The following is a 15,848-nucleotide window of genomic DNA, read 5'->3' as shown; positions in this document are numbered from 1 at the left end:
CACACCGGACGCATAACGAGCGGAGTGATTCATGGCTGCGGAACGGCAACGGGGCGACCGCGTAGTGTTCGAACGCGGTTTTGCAGCCCACCTGATGGGCATCGACGGGACATGGCGGCGCAACTGCCTGGTCGAGGATATTTCCGAGACCGGCGCGAAACTGACTGTCGAAGGATCGGTTGAAGGCCTGAACCTCAAGGAATTCTTTCTGCTGCTCTCCTCCACCGGCCTTGCCTATCGCCGCTGCGAACTCGCCTGGGTCAACGGCGAGCAGATCGGGGCAGGCTTCCTGAAGCCATCCGACGTCAAGAAGAAGCCTGCTCGCCGCAACCCGGGCAACGCGCAGATCGTCGAGGTCTGACACCCCGGGACCCACCGGTCTTGAGTCGCACCGCTGTCACAAAGTCCCACTACAGCCTGAGCCACCGGCGCATTTCAGCGATTCGGATGCTATGCTCGGCGGCCTTTCACGTTCGCCGGATATGTCCGCGAACCAAGTGAGAACCACCCGACGATGCCGACCAAGCCCGTCACAGCCATGATTCTCGCCGCAGGCCTCGGCACGCGGATGCGACCGCTGACCGACATGATGCCCAAGCCGCTGGTTCCGGTCGCCGGAAAGCCTCTGCTCGACCATGTGCTCGACCGCCTTGCGGAAACGGATGTCACCACGGCGGTGGTCAATGTGCATTACCTGCCCGACCAGATCGTGCAGCACGTCAAAGGCCGGACGAAACCGCGCGTCATCATTTCTGATGAGCGCGATGTCGTGCTCGGCACCGGTGGCGGCGTGGTCAAGGCGCTGCCTCTGCTCGGCGATGCGCCATTCTATCATCTCAACGCCGACACGATGTGGATCGACGGCGTGCAGCCCAACCTGCTCCGTCTGGCGGAAGCGTTCGATCCGGCGCGAATGGACATTCTGCTGCTGATGGCGCCTACGGCCCACAGCATCGGCTACGCCGGCTCCGGCGACTACACGATGCTGACCGACGGCGCGCTGCTCAGGCGCAAGGAACATCAGGTGGTGCCGTTCGTCTATGCCGGCGCCGCCATCATGTCGCCCTCGATCTTCAAGAACGCTCCCGCCGGCGAATTCTCGCTAACGAAGATGTTCGACGTGGCCAATGAGCAGGAACGGCTGTTCGGACTGCGGCTCGATGGTCTGTGGATGCATGTCGGCACACCGGATGCGGTCCACGCCGCGGAAGAAGCGCTGCTGGCCAGCGTCGCGTAACCCCGCACAAGACTCCCCTCCGCCACCCTCCACATGCCATGATGACGCCGGTCGCGAATCGGAATTTTCATGCGCGTTTTCAACGTCCCCTCATCGGCACCATTTCTTCATACGGTGATCGAGGCCCTTGTCGACGGCCGGCTGGTCAAAGGGTTTGACGCACGCGCCAATCCCGAGCTTCTGGCCGACGTCACGCTTTATCTGCCCACGCGCCGTGCCGGCCGCATGGCGCGCGAGGTGTTTCTCGATGTGCTGAAGTCCGATGCGGTGGTGCTGCCGCGTATCGTCGCGCTCGGCAGCGTCGACGAGGACGAACTGGAATTCTCGGACGCGCAAATCAGTGGCGCTGAAGCGGCCATGCTGCCGCCGAAACTTGACGACCTCGAGCGGCGATTGACGCTGGCGAAACTCGTCGCCGCATGGGCGAAGAGCCAGCCCGATTCACTCGTGGTTGGCGGTCCGGCATCGACACTGGCGCTGGCCGGCGATCTGGCGCGGCTGATGGACGACATGGTGACACGCGGTGTCGGCTGGAATGCGCTCGACGGCATCGTACCGGACGAACTCGACGATTACTGGCAGCGCACGCTGAAATTCCTGAAGATCGCGAAAGAGACATGGCCGGATCATCTCAAGGAGATTGACCGCATCGAGCCTGCCGCACGGCGCGACAGGCTGATCGATGCAGAAGTCTCACGCCTCAAAGCCCATCCCAAAGGCCCGGTGATCGCGGCAGGCTCGACAGGATCGATGCCGACGACAGCGAAACTGCTGCGCGCCATTGCCATGCTGCCGCAAGGCGCGGTGGTGCTGCCCGGCCTCGACACCATTCTCGATGACGCGGCCTGGAATTCCATCGGCGACGTCGAGAACGATGTTGATCCATCGACCCCGCCGCCGACCTGGAGCCATCCGCAATTCGCGCTGCATCACCTGCTGTCGCGCGTGTTCAAAATCGAACGCCGCGATGTGACCGCACTCACCGGGCCCGCAACCCATGGCCGCGAAGTGCTCGCATCGGAAGCGATGCGCCCCGCTAACGTCAGTGCCGACTGGCATACGCGGCTTGAGGTACCGGACATCGCCGCAAAAATCGCCGGCGGCATGGCGAACCTGTCCGTGGTCGAAGCCGCCAATCCGGAGATGGAAGCGCTGGCCATCGCGGTGGCCATGCGCGAGGCGCGCGAAAAAAACATGAGCGCAGCGCTGGTAACCCCCGACCGTGCGCTGGCGCGCCGTGTGATGGCGTCGCTCGATCGATGGAATCTCGTGTTCGACGATTCCGGCGGCGACTCCCTGATGGACACTCCGGCGGGGATTTTTGCGCGGCTAGCCGCGCAAACCGTCGCGGATGACTTGGCGCCGCCAGCGTTGCTGGCGCTCCTGAAGCATCCCCTGTTCCGGCTCGGACGGACGCAAGGCTTCTGGTCGATCGCAATCTCCGATCTCGAACTGGCGTTGCTGCGCGGAACACGACCAGCGGCAGGCAGCGCCGGGCTGGCGCGCGATTTTTCCCGTTTCCGCGACGAACTCGGCAAGCTCCGACGGCAGGAGATCTCCGCCATCCACCACTCCGAGCCACGCGCGCAACTGAGCGATGCAGCGCTCGACGGCGTGCAGACGCTGATCGGCGAACTGACGCTTGCACTCAAGCCGCTAGAAGACATCAAGCGCAGCAAGCCGCACGATTTTTCCGAACTGGCGGCCCTGCATCGCAATGCTCTCATCGCGCTCGCGGCCGACGACAGACAAAGGACGCTCGCGTTCGAAGCGCCGGACGGCAACGCGCTGTCGAAGGCCTTCGATGACCTGTTTCAGGTCGGCGGTGCGGCAACGGATCCCGGCAAGCCGCCACCGCCAAGCGGGCTTATGCTCGACCTCGGCGATTATCCCGATGTGTTCCAGACCGCATTCGGCGATCGCATCGTTCGGCGGCCGCAAGCCGCAGGCGCGCACCTTCGCATCTACGGTCCGCTCGAAGCACGCCTCACCGAAAGCGACCGCGTCATTCTCGGCGGCCTGGTCGAGGGCGTGTGGCCGCCCGCGGCGCGCGTCGATCCGTGGCTGAGCCGTCCGATGCGGCACCAACTCGGCCTCGATCTGCCCGAGCGGCGCATCGGACTGTCGGCGCATGATTTCGCGCAACTGTTAGGGGCGAAAGACGTCATCCTGTCGCGCGCCGCGAAAGTCGGCGGCGCGCCCGCCGTCGCCTCACGCTTCCTGCACCGGCTTGAAGCCGTCGCCGGCGAGAAACTCTGGACTGACGCGAAGCGCCAGGGCGAGCGCTACACGCACTGGGCCGACGCGCTCGATCGACCCGCGATTGTCACGCCTGCGCCGCAGCCGATGCCGAAGCCTGCTGTCGCCCTGCGGCCGGCGCGAATGTCGGTCACCGAGATCGAGGACTGGCTGCGCGACCCCTACACCATCTACGCAAAGCGTATTCTCAGGCTGCTTCCGCTCGATCCGGTGGATATGCCGCTGACTGCGGCGGATCGCGGCTCGGCGATCCACGAAGCGCTCGGCGAATTCACCACCAGATTTGCAACCGCGTTGCCGGACGATCCGGCGGGCGCGCTGCGCGTCATCGGCGAAAAACATTTCGCGCCATTGATGGAACGGCCTGAAGCGCGCGCGCTGTGGTGGCCGCGCTTCCTGCGCATCGCGTCATGGTTCGCCGGGTGGGAACGCGACCGGCGGCTCAATGTCGCGCGCATCGCTGCGGAAATTTCCGGCAGCATTCCGATCCTTCTCGACAACGGGCAAAAATTCACGCTGACCGCGCGCGCCGATCGCATCGAGCATCGCACCGACCAGACTTTCGCATTGCTCGACTACAAGACTGGCCAGCCGCCCAGCGCCAAGCAGGTCACTCTCGGCCTGTCGCCGCAGCTCACGCTGGAAGCGGCGATCCTGCGCGGCGGCGGCTTCGGAGACATTCCGGCAGGCGCGTCGGTCAGCGAACTGGTCTATGTCCGGCTCAGCGGCAACAATCCTCCGGGCAAGGCGACCGTTCTGGAGTTGAGGCTCAACAAGAGCGATCCACCGCAACTGCCGGACGACGCGGCGGACGAGGCGCTGCGCGAACTGACCGCGTTGATCCATCGTTACGCCAATCAGGACGAGGCCTATCGCTCGGTGGTGCTGCCGATGTGGGAGAACCGCTACGGCACCTACGACGATCTAGCGCGCATCAAGGAGTGGTCGGTCATCGGCGACGGACGCGAGGAGATCGAATGAGCGCACCTCGCAAAGACATCCCTATCGACGTGACCGCGTTGCAGGCCCGCGCGTCGGACCCGGATGCGTCGGCCTTCGTCGCAGCCAATGCCGGGTCCGGCAAAACTCACGTGCTGGTCAGCCGCGTGATCCGGCTGCTGCTCAGCGGCGTGCAGCCGGAAAAAATTCTTTGCATCACCTTCACCAAGGCCGCGGCAGCCAACATGGCGCAGCGCGTATTCGCGACGCTCGGCAAGTGGGTCCGGATGCCGGACGACGAACTCGACGCGGCGATCCGCCTGATCGGCGCGCCGGAGCCGAACGCCGAAACCCGGAGGCGCGCCCGGAAACTGTTCGCCGGCGCGCTGGAAACGCCGGGCGGGCTCAAGGTGCAGACCATTCACGCGCTCTGCACGCGGCTGCTGCAACAATTCCCGTTCGAGGCCAACGTGCCCGCGCACTTCGCGGTGCTGGACGATCGCGACCAGACCGACATGATGGAGCGCGCCAACCTCAAGGTGCTGCTGGAGGCATCAGCCAATCCCGCAAGCCGCATGGGACGCGGACTTGACGTCGCGATGGCGACGGCCGCCGATGTGACCTTCAAGGATGTGGTGCGCGATGCCTGCCTGAGCCGCGATCGTTTCATGGCGTGGTCCGACAGCGCAGGTAACATCGACCGTGCCATGGCGCAGGTCGCACTCACGCTCGGCATCGGCGTCAGCGAGCGCATCGAGGATGTCGAACGCGAGATCGTCGATGGCCCCAACGTGCCGCGCAGCGAGTGGCAGGCCGTCGCTGCTGCGCTCGAAGGCGGGAACAAAACAGATACCGCTCAGGCAGCGCGATTCCGTGATGCGCTGAGCACTACCGGTAGCGCGCAAATCGACAAGTATCTTCAGGTGTTCCTGACCAAGGAGCTTGAACCGCGCAAGACGCTTGTCACCAAGAAGATCAACGATCTGTACCCCGAATTGGCGCAGCGTCTGTTACGTGAAAACGAACGTGTCCTCGCCTTGATCGAAAAGCGTCGCGCCGTCATGCAGCGTGACCGCACCGAGGCTCTTCTGGTCATCGCGAGCGCGGTGACCGAAAACTACAAGCGCGAGAAACGCGAGCGCGGCCTGCTCGACTACGATGACCTGATCGCGAAGACCCATAACCTGCTCCATAGCGTCTCGGCGGGCTGGGTGCATTACAAGCTCGACCGCGGTATCGATCATGTCCTGATCGACGAGGCGCAGGATACCAGTCCCCGGCAATGGGACATCATCGAAAAGCTGACATCGGAATTCACGTCCGGCGCGGGCGCGCGCGACGGCGTCAAACGCACGATCTTCGCGGTCGGCGACGAAAAGCAATCGATCTTCTCGTTTCAGGGAGCCGCTCCGCGCGAGTTCGACAGTCGCCGCCGCGAGATGGAAACGCGGTTCAAAAATGCAAGACTCCATTTCGAGTCCGTCGAGTTCAAGCATTCGTTTCGTTCGGGCTGGACGATCCTCAATTCGGTCGACCATGTTTTTCGCGACACCGAGATTTTCAGCAGCATTCATGCCGTCGCGAACGGCTATCCGGTTCACAACGCGCTGGGCGACGCTGCCCCCGCGCTGGTCGACCTGTGGGACCTTGAAACCCCGACCGCACGCGACGATGTGACGGGATGGCGCGCGGCACTCGACGCTGTGCCGGAGAAGAGCCCGGAAGCGCGGCTGGCGCGGCGCGTGCGAGACGAGATCGCGGCGCTGATCGACGCCGGGATCATGACAGGCTCCGTTGGCCGCAGGCGTCCGTTGCGCTACGGCGATGTTCTCATTCTGGTGCGGCGGCGCGGCAGGGCGTTCGACACCATTATTCAGGCCCTGAAACATGCCGGCATTCCCGTCGCCGGAGCGGACCGGCTGAAACTGACAGAACACATCGCGGTCATCGACCTGATGAATCTCGCCGACGCGCTGCTGCTGCCGCGCGACGATCTGGCGCTGGCGGTGGCGCTCAAGAGCCCGCTGTTCGGACTCGACGACGACGATCTTTTGGCAATAGCACCGGAGCGCAAAGGCACGCTGCGCGCGGCGCTGGCGCAACACGCAGCTGGCAATAACAGGCTGGAATCCGCGCTGGCACGCCTTGAAGAGTGCGAGGAAAAATTCGCCAGCGTCACGCCTTTCACATTCTACGCCTGGCTGCTCGGCGGCCAAAGTGACGGCCCAACGGGCCGCGCGCGCATCCTGTCGCGGCTCGGCCTCGAGGCCAATGACGCGATCGACGAGTTTCTCGAACTCGCGCTGACCTATGAGCGGAAAGCACCGGCGTCGTTGCAAGGCTTCATGGCGTGGCTGCGTGCCGCCGACACCGAAGTCAAACGCGACATGGAAATCGAGCGCGACGAAGTCCGCGTCATGACCGTGCACGGCGCGAAAGGCCTCGAAGCCTCCGTCGTATTTCTCGTCGACACCACGACATCGCCTGCGGATTCGCAGCGCGTGAACCTGATCCACATGCCACAGGGCAACGCCGCACCCAACGTGCCCGGCGTGGTGCTTTGGGCCGGCAAGAAGGCGGACGATCTGCCGAATGTGGCGGCCGCCCGCGCCGCCATGAAAGATGAGACCGAGGACGAATATCGCCGCCTGCTCTACGTGGCGATGACGCGCGCAGCGGATCGCCTGATCGTCGGCGGCGTGCTGCCGGGCAACGTCAAGGCGGTGCGCGACAAGTCCTGGTACGATCTGATCGGAAAGGGGCTCGTCGCGTCGGGGCTGCAACTGGAAGAACTTGAGACCGCGCAGGGCCCGGTGAAGCGCTATTCACGCGCCGGGGATGTCGAGCTGCCCGTGCCGGTTATTGCCGCGCAAGCATCGCCGGATATTGAATTGCCTGCGTGGCTGCGCGATCTCGCGCCGCGCGACGAGCCCGTGGATGTGGTGTTGCGTCCCTCCGACGCAGCCGAGGATGACAACAACGATCATCGCGTTCTGAGCGACGAATCGCGACACGCCCGCGAGCGCGCCTTGAAGCGCGGAACACTGATCCATCGTCTTCTGCAGTCGCTGCCGGATGTGGCGACCGAACGCCGCGACAGCGCCGCGCGCGACTATCTTCAGCGCAATGCGCAAGGCTGGCCCGCCGAAGAGCGCGAGGCGTTGGCGCAACAAGTCGTGGCGCTGATCGCCACACCAACGCTCGCGCCGCTGTTCGCGGACGGCAGCCGCGCCGAGGTCTCGATTGCCGGACGGGTCGCGCGGCGCGGCAAACCGCCTGCACTGGTGTCTGGCCAGATCGACCGGCTGGTGGTGACGCCGCATGAGGTCCTGATCGTCGACTACAAGACCAACCACGCCCCGCCGCACGCAGCGGCCGACGCGCCGCGGGCTTACGTGCATCAGCTGGCGCTCTATCGCGACGTGTTGCGGCGGCTTTACCCCGGCCGGCCGGTGCGCTGCATCCTGCTGTGGACCGAGACCGCGGCCATGATGGAAATTCCGGCCTCCGCGCTGGACGCAGAGCTGCAATCGATCATCTCCTGAGGCGCCCTCAACCAACTGGATCGACCGCGCAACCCTAACCCGTTGAATCGAGGCCGATTCCCGAAGCTGGCGCCGCCTGGCCGACGGAACACGTCGCGGTGACCAGCCTTGACCCCGCAGGGGCGCGTTCATAGGTTGGGCCTACGTTTCTTGCGCGCGATTCTCTCAAAAATTCCCGCGCCTTTCATCCAACGAGGCAGATCACATGAGTGTGGGTAAGGTTTCGGACACCGATTTCGAAGCGGAAGTTCTCAAGGCGGACGGCCCCGTGGTCGTCGATTTCTGGGCGGAATGGTGCGGTCCGTGCCGCATGATCGCCCCCGCGCTCGACGAGATCGCCGGCGCCATGGGCGACAAGGTCAAGATCGTGAAGCTCAATGTCGACGAAAGTCCGAAGACCGCCTCGAAGTACGGCGTGATGTCGATCCCGACGCTGATGATCTTCAAGGGGGGCGAGATGGCCTCGCGGCAGGTCGGCGCTGCGCCGAAGGCCAAGCTGCAGCAGTGGATCACCGCCGCTGTCTGATCGTTTTTAGATTTGAGATTTTGCAAACGGCCGGCGCAAGCTGGCCGTTTTCGTTTGCGACGTTGGTTATTGCGGTAGCGTGCCGTTTTCAGCCAGCACATGCCCCGCGAGATAGAGCGAGCCGGTGATGAGAATGCGCGGCGGCACTTCGTAGGCCAATTTTGCGATCGCGCGCAGTGCCGCTTCGACGCTCACCGCAGTCTCGACCCGCATCCCCAGCTGTCGCGCGGCATCGGCCAGTACGTCCGGCGACATCGCGTTGTCTTGATCTAGAATTTTCACCGCGACGATGTGGCGTGTCTGTCCCGCGAAGTTCGCGAGGAAGCCGCCGGCATCCTTGTTGCCCATCATGCCGACGATCACCACCAACGGGCGCGAAACGCGCTCTTCCAGATCGCCCAGCGCATCGGCGACAACGCGACCGCCGTCGGGATTGTGGCCGCCGTCGAGCCATATCTCCGAATCGTGAGGCGCAGCCTCAACCAGCTTGCCCGACGTCAGCCGCTGCATCCGTGCCGGCCACTCCGCGCGCGCGATGCCTTGCTCGAATGCGGCCGGATCGATCTTCAAGGTCTCGATGGCGCGCAGGGTCGCGATCGCCAATCCTGCATTGTCGAACTGGTGCCGCCCGAACAACCGCGGCGCGGACAGGTCCAGCAGGCCGCGCTCGTCCGAATAAACCAGCCGTCCGTGCTCCACATTGACATGCCAGCCTTCCGTCGCCGCGTGAAGCGTCGCATGGGCGCGCCTGGCCGCCTGCCCGATCACAGCAATCGCCTCCGCCGATTGTTCGGCGCAAACCACCGGAACGCCCTTCTTGATAATCCCGGCCTTTTCAGTGGCGATCTTAATTAGCGTATCGCCGAGAAATTCGATGTGATCCATGCCGATGGGCGTGATGACGCTGGCCAGCGGCGCATCGATGACGTTGGTCGCATCGAGCCTGCCGCCGAGGCCTACTTCAAGCAACACGACATCCGCCGGGTGCTCGGCGAACAACTGAAATGCCGCGGCGGTCTCAATCTCGAATATCGTGATCGGCTCGCCGTCATTGACCTGCTCGCAATGATCCAGCGCCGCGCGCAGCTGATCGTCGGTGACGAGCACACCGCCGCCGACCTGCCCCAAACGAAAGCGTTCGTTGAAGCGCACCAGATGCGGCGATGTGTAGACGTGCACACGCAGCCCCGCAGCCTCTAGAATGGCGCGCAGGAACGCCACCGTCGATCCCTTGCCGTTGGTGCCGGCGATATGGATGACGGGCGGAATTTTCTTTTCGGGATGACCAAGGCGCTCCAGGATGCGCCACATGCGATCGAGCGTGAGGTCGATGCGCTTGGGGTGCAGCGAGGCGAGGCGCGCGAGGATGTCGTCGTAGGACGCCGACGAATTCCTGGATGGATCTTTGGCCGCAGGCGACGTCACGCCGGCGACGCGACCGCAGGCAGATCAACCGGCAACGGCGCGACCGACGCGAAACTTTCGGAAGCTGCCGGCGCCTTGGTCAGCAGCCGGCAAAGCCGCGCCAATGTCCCGCGCAACTCATGGCGATGCACCACCATGTCCACCATGCCGTGTTCCCTGAGATACTCGGCGCGCTGGAAACCTTCCGGCAATTTCTCGCGAATGGTCTGCTCGATGACGCGCGCGCCGGCAAACCCAATGAGTGCGCCCGGCTCGGCGATCTGCACGTCACCCAGCATTGCGTAGGATGCGGTCACGCCGCCGGTGGTCGGATTGGTCAGAACCACGATGTAGGGCTGATGCACTTCACGCAGCATCTGGATCGCTACCGTGGTGCGCGGCATCTGCATCAGCGACAGAATGCCTTCCTGCATCCGCGCGCCGCCGGACGCCGCGAAAATGATGAAAGGTGATTTTTTCTCGATCGCAAGTTCGAGGCCTTTGACTACGGCTTCACCCGCCGCCATGCCGAGCGAGCCGCCCATGAAGTCGAAGTCCTGCACGGCGACAACGACGGCGTTGCCTTCCAGCTTGCCGTAGCCGACCTTTACAGCGTCATGGAGGCCCGTCTTGGAGCGCGCGTCCTTGATGCGGTCGACATATTTGCGCTCATCACGAAACTTCAGCGGATCGGCGGTCACTTCGGGAAGCGCCACGTCATACCAGGTCTCGTTGTCGAAGATCGACTTCAGCCGCGCCACCGCGCCCATGCGCATGTGATAGTTTGAACCGGGAATGACGAACTGGTTCTGTTCGACATCCTTGTAGAACACGAGCTGCCCGGAATCCGGGCACTTGATCCACAAATTCTCCGGCGTCTCGCGCTTGAGGATGCTGCGAATCTTCGGCCGGACAACGTTGGTCAACCAGTTCATGTCGGGCTCCGTCTTTGGGAGATGGATATATGGACGCCGGGGCGAGCCCGGGCAACCCTCCGGAATTGCAATAAAAAGCTTGCGTAAAGCTATTCTGCGGCCTGTTTGGCGCCATGCACGCCCTGCGCCAGTGCTGCCGCCAGATCGGCCACAGCGGGAACCGTTTTCGCGGTCGCGCGGCCTTCAGAATCGAGCGACGCGCGCAACGCATCGATCAGCGCCGAACCCACCACGGCACCGTTAGCGGCCTGTGCGATACCGGCGGCGGCTTCCGGCGTACGGATGCCGAAGCCGACACAGACCGGCAACTGGGTGTGACGCTTGATGCGGGCGACGGCGGCGGACACCTGAGTGGTATCGGCGCTGGCCGACCCGGTGATGCCGGTGATCGACACATAATAGACGAAGCCCGAGGTATTCGCGAGCACAGCCGGCAGACGCTTGTCGTCCGTGGTCGGCGTTGCGAGCCGGATGAAGTTCAATCCGGCCTTCATCGCCGGAATGCACAGTTCGGTATCTTCTTCCGGCGGCAGATCGACAATGATCAAACCATCGACGCCGGCGGATTTCGCATCGACCAGAAACGTGTCCACGCCGTAGATGTAGATCGGATTGTAATACCCCATCAGAACGATCGGCGTCGTCGCGTCGTCCTTGCGGAAGTCGCGCACCACCTGAAGCGTCTTCTTCAGCGTCGTGCCAGATTTCAACGCGCGCAGGCCCGCCGCCTGGATCGCGGGGCCGTCGGCCATCGGATCGGTGAACGGCATGCCGATTTCGATGATGTCCGCGCCCGCCTTCGGCAGCGCCTTAATAATCTCGAGCGAGGTCGCAAGATCCGGGTCGCCCGCCATCACGAAGGTGACGAACGCCGCGCGGCCTTCTGCCTTGAGTTCGGCGAAACGTGTGTCGATGCGCGTGGTCACTTCTTTTTACCCTTCAGAATGTCGCCGACCTGCGGCACGTCCTTGTCGCCGCGACCGGACAGATTGACCACCATCAGGTGATCCTTCGGCCGCTTCGGCGCGAGGTCCATCACTTTCGCAATGGCATGCGCGGGCTCCAGCGCTGGAATGATACCTTCAAGGCGCGATAGCAATTGGAATGCCGCCAGCGCCTCATCGTCGGTGGCCGACAGATACGTCACGCGGCCGGTTTCGTGCAGCCAGGAATGCTCGGGACCGATGCCGGGATAATCGAGGCCTGCTGAAATCGAATGTGCGTCCTGAATCTGGCCGTCGTCGTCCATCAGCAGATAGGTGCGATTGCCGTGCAGCACGCCGGGGCGGCCGCCTGCGATCGACGCCGCGTGCAGGTTGGTCAAGCCATGCCCCGCCGCCTCGACCCCGAAGATCTCGATGCCGGAATCGTCGAGAAACGGATGAAACAGACCCATCGCATTGGAGCCGCCGCCGATGCAGGCGATCAGCGAATCCGGCAGGCGGCCTTCCGTCTCCTGCATCTGCGCGCGAGTTTCGGTGCCGATGATCGACTGGAAGTCGCGCACCATCGCGGGATACGGATGCGGGCCTGCCACGGTGCCGATGCAATAGAACGTGTCGGCGACGTTGGTGACCCAGTCGCGCAGCGCATCGTTCATCGCGTCCTTCAGCGTGCGCGATCCGGACTGCACCGGCACCACCTTGGCGCCCAGCATTTCCATGCGGATCACGTTGGGCTGCTGCCGCTCCACGTCCACCGCGCCCATGTAGACGATGCATTCGAGGCCGAAGCGCGCGCACAGCGTCGCCGTGGCGACACCGTGCTGGCCAGCGCCGGTTTCAGCGATGATGCGCTTCTTGCCCATGCGGCGCGCGACCATGATCTGGCCGAGCACGTTGTTGACCTTGTGCGAGCCGGTGTGGTTCAGCTCCTCGCGCTTGAAATAGATTTTCGCGCCGCCGAGATGATCGGTGAGACGCTCGGCGAAATACAGCGGCGACGGGCGGCCGACATAGTCCTTGAGGTAGCCGTTCATTTCCTTCTGAAACGACGGATCGGCCTTGGCGTCGGCATAGGCCTTTTCCAGATCCAGGATCAACGGCATCAGCGTTTCGGCGACATAGCGCCCGCCGAAAATGCCGAAATGCCCGCGTTCGTCAGGACCGGAGCGGAAGGAATTGGGACGTTGGACGCTCATACGCTGCTCGCAATCTTCGAAGATGTTGTTGCGCGGTCGGCTTCGCGCGCGACGCGGATAAAGGCACGGATCATGTCGGCGTCTTTCACGCCCGGCGCGCTTTCAACGCCCGACGACACATCGACGCCGCCCGCGCGGGTAACCGTGATGGCTTCGGCGACGTTGGCTGCGTTCAGCCCACCGCCAACCATGAAGGGAATCGACAGATGGATGTACTCCAGCAGATGCCAGTCGAACGGCACGCCAAGCCCGCCGGGACGGGTGGCGTCCTTCGGAGCGCGGGCATCGAACAGGATGCGGTCGGCCACCGCCGCATAACCCGGAAGGCTTGCGAGATCGGCCGCGGTTGCGACCGACAGCACCTTCATCACCGGCAGTCCGAATTTCTGCTTGATGTCGCGGACGCGCGCCACGCTCTCATCGCCGTGAAGCTGGAGCAGTCCGGGCTTCAAGGCCTCGATGCAGTTCTCAAGGGAGGCATCGTCGGCGTCAACGGTCAGCGCCACCTTGAGCGCACGGCCGTTGACCTGCCGCCCGAGTTCGCGCGCAACACCGAGACCGATGTGGCGCGGCGACGCCTCGAAGAACACGAAGCCCACCATGTCGGCACCCGCATCCAGCGCGACCTCAAGGGTCTCGCGCGTGGACAGGCCGCAAATTTTGACTGCAAGTGACATGGTCTCAAGGCGTGGTTGGGCCGGGGGCCGATAACCGAAAACAGGCTGTGGAACAGAAGGGCGGGTTCTACAACGCCGCGCCGTGCTTGTCTCGCCCGATGGCCAGATAGGACGGGGTCAGGCCGGGGCCCGATCCCGAGGCCAGAACCTGATTTTCGCCAGTGCGCGACGCGATCTGCGCCTTCTCCCGAAAATCCGCCAGTTCCGCGCGGGCGTGCCGCGCGTCAGCCTCATGCTGCCGGGCAGCCCGCCGCCAGCGGCGCTGGCCGAACCAGGTGGCCACGCCACCGGCGACCACGCCAAAGATCGCCACCGCGATGATGACAACGAACAGCGGCAGCGAGACGCCGAGTGCGGGATCGCTGGAATTGAAGGGATCGAACGATAGCGTGACGATGTGGCGATTGGCGACCGCGAACACGACAAACAGGATCGCAAGCGGCAGGATCACCAAGGCGTTGAAAATCTTGCGGAGCATCGTGCGTTCCTGGAGCTGGCAATTCTGAAGGCGGTTCGCAAAAATGCGCGCGGCCGCACTTTGGAATTATTTTAGCCGGCCGGATCAGGTCGCCGCCGCTGGATCCGCCGCCTCGTCGCGGTTCAGCCGCTCACGCATTTCCTTGCCGGTCTTGAAGAACGGCACGCTCTTCTGCTCGACGGGCACATGCGCGCCGGTGCGTGGATTACGCCCTGCGCGAGCGGGGCGATGCTTGACCGAGAAAGCCCCAAAACCACGCAGTTCTACGCGATCGCCCCGGGCGAGCGCGGCAACGATTTCGTCGAGAATTGCGTTCACGATGTTCTCGACATCCCGCTGATAGAGATGCGGGTTATGCTCGGCGATGCGTTGAACGAGTTCGGATTTGATCATTGAGTGTTGGGCCCGTAGCGTGCGATGGACATTTCTGTGAAAAAGCCGTGGACTGTCAAGTCGCTAATTCAAAACGAGACGCGGCTAAATCGCGTGACAAACGCCGGGATTCGTTGTTGCCCCCGCGACCGCAATGCGGCGAGGAACGGTTGAAACCCGATTCAGGGCGACCATTCCAATCAATTCGACGATGCCGGCTGCCACAGCGCAAGCATCCCATCGAGACCGAAGCGGTCAACGGCCTGCACCACGCCGGACTGCTCAAGTTGACGTGAGATCGCGCCCAAACCGACCGCATCGAGGGCGACAGCCGCCGTCGCGCGCAGGAAAGTCATGTCGCCAAAGCGCGGAGCAAGCTTGAAGTCTTTCACGGGCAGGTCCGAACCGATCTTTTTTTGTGCAACCAGCCATGCGACGGCGGTTTTCTCGTCGCCGAGCTGATCGATCAGCTTAAGACCGACCGCCTGACGGCCGGTGAACACGCGGCCATCAGCTACGGTTTGCAGCGTCGCGTCATCCATGCCGCGACGATCCTTCACCAGGCCGCGGAACCATGCGTAGGAATCCTTCACCAGCGAATCGAGCGCGGCGCGCGCCTCGGGACTGGTCGGCTCATAGCCGTTGGGCGCGGCCTTCAGCGGCGATGACTTCACTTCCTCGACCTTGACGCCGACGGTCTTGAGCAGATCCGACACATTCGGAATCTGGAACAACACGCCGATCGATCCGACCAGCGATGTTTGCTGGGCGATGATCTGGTCCGACGCGAGCGCAGCGATGTATCCGCCCGACGCGGCGAGACCTTCCACCACCACGACCAGCGGCTTCTTCGCCTTCAGGCGCACCAGAGCATCGTAAAGCTGCTCGGAACCGGCGGTGGTGCCGCCCGGCGAATTGATGTGCACGATGACGGCTGCCGCAGACGACTTCTCAAGCCGCTCCAGCGCCTCGACGCGCGTCTGGTCACTGCGGATCAGGCCATCGATCTTGACCCTCGCGATCGCGTTCGATCCGGAGATCGCGCTGCGGCCTGCCGGCGAAACCAGTACGGCGACAGCGACGACGGCGGCGATGACGCCCAGCGCCGCCACCACGCGCCAGAACGTCAGCTTGCGGCGGATCCGGCGGCGATCAACGAGCACATCGGAATCGAGTGACATGGATTTTCTCCTCGGGACTCAGACAATTTGCAAAGACCACGAAGGCCGCCGCTCTGAAAGTTATCCCGCGCTTTTGCGGGTGCAGCCTTGATACATGGTAACTTCATTACATCAATTGCGACGCAAATTGAAGGCAACAAGACAGGCACGGCACA

12 protein-coding genes and 1 pseudogene are annotated in these 15,848 nt (G+C 63.6%); 5 read left to right on the top strand and 8 right to left on the bottom strand.

Features of this window, described 5'->3' with window-relative positions:
* Nucleotides 1–31 precede the first annotated feature (31 nt).
* The 5 genes from AC07UB_RS11920 to trxA all read left to right on the top strand — a co-directional run bounded on the left by AC07UB_RS11920 (nt 32) and on the right by trxA (nt 8,506).
* Complete coding sequence (locus AC07UB_RS11920) at nt 32–361, top strand: PilZ domain-containing protein (protein WP_492791297.1); 330 nt, start codon at nt 32–34, stop codon at nt 359–361.
* A gap of 153 nt (nt 362–514) precedes the next feature.
* Complete coding sequence (locus AC07UB_RS11915) at nt 515–1,237, top strand: nucleotidyltransferase family protein (protein WP_492791298.1); 723 nt, start codon at nt 515–517, stop codon at nt 1,235–1,237.
* Nucleotides 1,238–1,306: 69 nt separating this feature from the next.
* Nucleotides 1,307–4,477 (top strand): double-strand break repair protein AddB, encoded by a 3,171-nt coding sequence (addB, locus tag AC07UB_RS11910; protein ID WP_494653132.1) that lies wholly within the window; start codon nt 1,307–1,309, stop codon nt 4,475–4,477.
* Complete coding sequence (gene addA / locus AC07UB_RS11905; protein ID WP_492791300.1) at nt 4,474–7,980, top strand: double-strand break repair helicase AddA; 3,507 nt, start codon at nt 4,474–4,476, stop codon at nt 7,978–7,980. Before addB ends, addA begins: the two co-directional genes overlap by 4 nt.
* Nucleotides 7,981–8,185: 205 nt before the next feature.
* Entirely contained in the window at nt 8,186–8,506 is a 321-nt protein-coding gene (trxA, locus tag AC07UB_RS11900; protein ID WP_492791301.1) for a thioredoxin, read from the top strand.
* A 66-nt stretch (nt 8,507–8,572) separates the two neighbouring features.
* Here trxA and AC07UB_RS11895 read toward each other — a convergent pair whose 3' ends face one another.
* From AC07UB_RS11895 to sppA, 8 genes and pseudogenes are all read right to left on the bottom strand, one after another.
* A complete protein-coding gene (locus tag AC07UB_RS11895; RefSeq protein WP_492792727.1) occupies nt 8,573–9,817 on the bottom strand; it encodes a bifunctional folylpolyglutamate synthase/dihydrofolate synthase in 1,245 nt (414 codons plus the stop codon).
* A 110-nt stretch (nt 9,818–9,927) separates the two neighbouring features.
* Complete coding sequence (gene accD, locus AC07UB_RS11890) at nt 9,928–10,845, bottom strand: acetyl-CoA carboxylase, carboxyltransferase subunit beta (RefSeq protein ID WP_492791302.1); 918 nt, start codon at nt 10,843–10,845, stop codon at nt 9,928–9,930.
* Nucleotides 10,846–10,934: 89 nt separating this feature from the next.
* Entirely contained in the window at nt 10,935–11,771 is an 837-nt protein-coding gene (gene trpA, locus AC07UB_RS11885) for a tryptophan synthase subunit alpha (RefSeq protein WP_492791303.1), read from the bottom strand.
* Nucleotides 11,768–12,985 (bottom strand): tryptophan synthase subunit beta, encoded by a 1,218-nt coding sequence (gene trpB / locus AC07UB_RS11880; RefSeq protein ID WP_492791304.1) that lies wholly within the window; start codon nt 12,983–12,985, stop codon nt 11,768–11,770. The genes trpA and trpB overlap by 4 nt, the downstream gene beginning before the upstream one ends.
* The gene (locus AC07UB_RS11875) at nt 12,982–13,662 is read right to left on the bottom strand and encodes a phosphoribosylanthranilate isomerase (protein ID WP_492791305.1); all 681 of its coding nucleotides are present in this window, start codon (nt 13,660–13,662) and stop codon (nt 12,982–12,984) included. The genes trpB and AC07UB_RS11875 overlap by 4 nt, the downstream gene beginning before the upstream one ends.
* 67 nt (nt 13,663–13,729) lie before the next feature.
* Nucleotides 13,730–14,140: a lipopolysaccharide assembly protein LapA domain-containing protein gene (locus AC07UB_RS11870; RefSeq protein ID WP_492791306.1), complete on the bottom strand. Its 411-nt coding sequence runs from the start codon at nt 14,138–14,140 to the stop codon at nt 13,730–13,732.
* 84 nt (nt 14,141–14,224) lie between these two features.
* A pseudogene (locus AC07UB_RS11865) lies at nt 14,225–14,548 on the bottom strand (integration host factor subunit beta); the annotation flags it as partial.
* A 164-nt stretch (nt 14,549–14,712) separates the two neighbouring features.
* On the bottom strand, nt 14,713–15,693 hold the full coding sequence (gene sppA / locus AC07UB_RS11860; protein WP_492791307.1) for a signal peptide peptidase SppA: 981 nt from the start codon (nt 15,691–15,693) through the stop codon (nt 14,713–14,715).
* Nucleotides 15,694–15,848 lie beyond the last annotated feature (155 nt).

Source organism: Afipia sp. GW821-FHT04G03, assembly GCF_059419985.1.
This window is presented reverse-complemented; position numbering and strand designations above follow the sequence as displayed.